4 protein-coding genes are annotated in these 4,132 nt (G+C 43.8%); 3 read left to right on the top strand and 1 reads right to left on the bottom strand.

Annotation, left to right across the window (positions count from 1 at the left end):
• Window positions 1–29: 29 nt before the first annotated feature.
• From PX482_RS05125 to PX482_RS05115, 3 genes are read left to right on the top strand one after another with little or no spacing between them, the layout of a single operon-like run.
• Entirely contained in the window at window positions 30–2,378 is a 2,349-nt protein-coding gene (locus PX482_RS05125; protein ID WP_288122160.1) for an HD family phosphohydrolase, read from the top strand.
• A complete protein-coding gene (locus PX482_RS05120; protein WP_002762642.1) occupies window positions 2,375–2,842 on the top strand; it encodes a DUF29 domain-containing protein in 468 nt (155 codons plus the stop codon). Before PX482_RS05125 ends, PX482_RS05120 begins: the two co-directional genes overlap by 4 nt.
• A gap of 38 nt (window positions 2,843–2,880) precedes the next feature.
• Window positions 2,881–3,561 (top strand): Uma2 family endonuclease, encoded by a 681-nt coding sequence (locus tag PX482_RS05115; protein ID WP_288122158.1) that lies wholly within the window; start codon window positions 2,881–2,883, stop codon window positions 3,559–3,561.
• 237 nt (window positions 3,562–3,798) lie between these two features.
• On the opposite strand, the gene PX482_RS28040 is transcribed toward PX482_RS05115, so the two are convergent.
• Window positions 3,799–3,954: a hypothetical protein gene (locus tag PX482_RS28040; protein WP_002764476.1), complete on the bottom strand. Its 156-nt coding sequence runs from the start codon at window positions 3,952–3,954 to the stop codon at window positions 3,799–3,801.
• Window positions 3,955–4,132: the final 178 nt, after the last annotated feature.

The following is a 4,132-nucleotide window of genomic DNA, read 5'->3' as shown; positions in this document are numbered from 1 at the left end:
GCGCAGTTTATAGAATTTAGCTGGAATTTATGAATCATTTTCTGCATTCTTTCACTGTTTTTCCTGATTCTGCCCGAAAATCTCGCTCTTACTCCCTGGGTAAACTGCGACGACCCTTAATCTTCCTGTTTACCGTCGGTTGTCTGACTAGCGTGGTCGGTTATCGTTTCTATAATCAGCCGAAATTGGCCGTCGGGACTATTTCCCCGGTTACGATTATCGCCCCCGAAGATGCCCGTTTTCAAGACCAAGAAACCACCGCCCTCAAACGCCAAAAAATTCGGGCTGGACTGCTTCCCCGGCTGAAAAGAGACCCCCAAACCACCGACCAGATCGAGCGATCGCTGCAGGACACCTTAGGGCAATTAAGTCAAATTCGCCCAATTTTGCGAAGAAATTCCATTTTAATGGGCAGGACTATTTCTAACGCCACAATGGAAATGCTGCTCACCTTTTCTGCCCCTCAATGGTCAACTCTACAAAGCCGCCTCAACTATGAAGAATCTTTTACGAAACTCTTGACAAAAGAGCAGGAATATGCTATAGACGAAATCCAAGCCTATCGTCAGCGCGTGGCCAAGGGAAACTTTGAGCAATTTATCGATCGATTAGGGCAATTACGGCAAATAAAGGAGCAAACCAGCCAAAATTATCGGCATTCCAGCTTAAATAAACTCAAATACGCCGATCTGATCACAGCGGCCCAAATGGGCGATCGAGAGTGGCAAAACCTAGAAAAAGCCGTCCTGCAAGCGAGTCGCCGGATTTTGGTGCAAGGCATTCCCCCGGGGATTTCCACCAGTCACCTACAGGATACCATCGCCGTGCAGATTAGCAGCGATCGCCTAACCAGTCGCCAGCAGTCTTTAGCCGAAAATATCCTTCTGGCAGCCCTAGAGGGACAAACGAACCTGATAGAAGATCGGGAGGCAACCAAAGAACAAGCCGCTAAAGCGGTGGAAGCGGTAGATATGGTCATGTCTAGCGCTCAAACCGGTCAAATTATCGTTAAAGCAGGCGAAAAAATTACTCAAGCTCAGTTTGTTCTCATCGATGGTTTTGGTTTAAGCGAACGGGGCATTAACTGGATGGGTTTAGGGTCAACGGCAATCCTTGTCACCAGTGCGATCGGGACTTTTTGCCTCGTTTCCCAGCGTCTCCATCGGCCCCTGCGTCACCGGGATTTTCTTCTCTTGGGTTTACTGAGTTTTACCACACCGATCCTAGCGATCGCCAATATTCCCTTTACCAATCTGGCAGCCGTGGGTTTATTAGTCAGCAGTTTCTACGGCCCGACTCTGGCCGTCACCCAAGTCCTCTTAACTGCTGGTCTTTCCCTATTCAGCATCCAAGGCATCAGCGCCGATTTAATCGCCGGGACGATGGGGGGACTATTAGCGGCGATGATAGCGGCAAAATTGCGCTCCCGGGATGAATTATCGCTACTAGGGATGGGAATCGGAGTCAGCCAAGGGGGTGTTTATCTGCTCACTTACCTAATCGTTAGCGCCACGGCCAGCACGATCATCTATACTCTACTACCCACGGCGCTCGTCTATGGTCTATCGGGAATAGCTTGGACGGTAATCGCCCTAGGATTATCCCCCTATTTGGAACGCTGTTTCGATGTGGTCACTCCCATTCGTCTGGTGGAGTTGTCCAATCCTAATTGTAGTTTGCTCAAACGTTTGGCCACGGAAGCACCGGGTACTTTTCAACATACCCTTTTTGTCGCCTGTTTAGCTGAAGCGGCCGCCCGAAAACTGCACTGTAATGTGGAATTAATTCGCACGGGGACCCTCTATCACGATATCGGGAAAATGCACGATCCTCTCGGTTTTATTGAAAATCAAATGGGTAGCCCGAATAAACACGATGAAATTAACGATCCCTACGTCAGCGCCGAGATTATTAAAAAGCACGTTAGCGAAGGGTTAGTCATGGCCCGCAGACACGGTTTACCGCGAGTGGTCCGCGATTTTATTCCCGAACACCAAGGCAATCTCTTAATTTCCTATTTTTATCAGCAAGCTTTGCAAAAATCCGCCCAAAATGGTCAAGAATTCGTCGATGAGGCGGCCTTTCGCTACGATGGTCCGATTCCCCAATCGCGAGAAACGGCGATCGTCATGTTAGCCGATAGTAGCGAGGCCGCTTTGCGATCGCTGAAGGAGGCATCCCCAGAACAAGCCATGGATATGATCAAAAAGATTTTTCAGGCCCGATGGCGCGATCAACAATTAGTAGATAGTGGTATTCGTCAGGAGGAATTACCAATTATTGCCGAGGTTTTTGTGCAAGTTTGGCAACAATTCCACCATCAACGCATTGCCTACCCGAAAGCAGTTTTAGAAGTCTCCTCAGCCAAAAAAATATGAAAAAAGATACTTGGCTAAATCAGTTACAATTTCTCTACGAACAAGATGAACATCTCTGGTTGACTGAAACAATTAAACTTCTCAAGGCTAATCGTCTAGCTGAGTTGGATATTCAACATTTAATCGAGGAGTTGGAGGCTTTGAGCAAACGGGATAAAAATCGAGTTGAGAGTTTTTTAAGACAGATAATTATTCATCTTTTGTTGTGGCAATATTGGCTGGAAGAATTTGAATTACATCATCGGCATTGGCAAGGAGAAATAGCTACTTTTAGAGTTCAGCTAAATGGATACTTAAGCACAAATTTAGAAAAATATCTCCTAGATAACCAAGAAAAAATCTATCAAGATGCCGTTTTTATTGTTGGGCAAAAAACTGAAATATCTCCTCACAATTTTCCTCTAAATTGTCCCTATTCCCTTGAACAAATGCTTGATAGGCATTGGTTGCCAGAGCAAAATTAGTTAAATCCCACAGCTAAAAATCAAGGATAATTACCAAAATGCTCCTAATTACTCTCAACGAAAATACTTTATCTTTATCTCCGGGCAGTCAAGTTATTTTTCCCCATCAGACTTGGGAAGATTACGAAAGATTGCTGAGTTTACGTCTCCAGAAAACCTATCCCAAACTCTATTTTAATCGCAAAACTCAAGAAATTCGGCTTATGTCTCCCTTACCAAGTCATGGCAAACGTATCAATCTTTTAAGTGATTTAGTAAAAATTATCCTTCGTCGTCAAGGCAAAGACTGGGAATGTTTTGATCCGATTACATTGAAAATTCCGGGGGAAGCGGGATTAGAACCAGATACTTGTTTTTATATTGATAATAGACAGGCAATTTTAGGCAAAGAGAGAATTGATTTAACTGTTGATCCTCCTCCCGATTTAGCTATAGAAGTGGATTTTACTTCCCTGACTGATGTAGCAGCTTATCAATTGTTGAAAATACCCGAATTGTGGGTTTATCGTCGGGAAGAATTGAAAATATATCTGTTCAGAGAAGACGGTTATCAAGAAAGCGAAAATAGTCGTCTCTTTCCCGATATAAATATCAAGAAACTTTTTCCCTATTATGTAGAATTAGGCTGGAATCAAGGTTCTAGTCTTGCTTTACGTCAGTTTGAAGCTGTTGTCCTGAAATCGAAGGACTCTCGCTCGGAAATAGCCTCGATCAAATAAAATTCTTTCATCGACAATCGTGAAAGAGTTGACGATCGAACTCTCGGATAATTTCCGTTTAACTAGGGGAATATAATCGGCTATCTCCATCTAATTTGATCGTAAACTTATCTCTTTTCTAGCTGCCAATAGCATTTCATAATAAACATTCCACTCGAAATAATCCATAGCGTCCCCTAGCTCACCAGAACGAAATCTAGGAGAGAATTCTTCCGAACTCATGGGATATTGATTTTCCTATTGCTTGACACGGGTTTCTAAATCCAAAATTTGAGCGTTAATCTGCCAATTTTCCCGTTGTTCGCTCTGAATTTTCCGATTCAGTAACTCTCTTTCTTCCTCGGAGAGAGAGAGAATGATTCGCGCGAGAGAATCAATCAGTTGGGTGTTCATGGTCGTTAAAATCCGAGATAAGTAGCTGGTTATAATTAAGGCTCTTCGGTTTGTGTTATGCAATGGACGGGGGTTATAAGGGATGGAACCCTTATAGAGAAAGGCATTTAGCGATTTTTGTCAATTGTTTTTGCTCTAGAGCGAACTAATCAATTAAGTCTCTTGCCAGATAAGGATT

Source organism: Microcystis sp. M53602_WE12 (assembly GCF_030065455.1).
Classification (GTDB): domain Bacteria; phylum Cyanobacteriota; class Cyanobacteriia; order Cyanobacteriales; family Microcystaceae; genus Microcystis; species Microcystis aeruginosa.
Note: the sequence above shows the minus strand (reverse complement) of the source record. Positions and strands in the feature narration are given on the sequence as shown.

Excerpts from the sequence above, each read along its gene's own strand:
- PX482_RS05125 (WP_288122160.1), top strand. The coding sequence starts at position 30 with ATGAATCATTTTCTGCATTCTTTCACTGTTTTTCCTGATTCTGCCCGA.
- PX482_RS05120 (WP_002762642.1), top strand. The coding sequence starts at position 2,375 with ATGAAAAAAGATACTTGGCTAAATCAGTTACAATTTCTCTACGAACAA.
- PX482_RS05115 (WP_288122158.1), top strand. The coding sequence starts at position 2,881 with ATGCTCCTAATTACTCTCAACGAAAATACTTTATCTTTATCTCCGGGC.
- PX482_RS28040 (WP_002764476.1), bottom strand. The coding sequence starts at position 3,954 with ATGAACACCCAACTGATTGATTCTCTCGCGCGAATCATTCTCTCTCTC.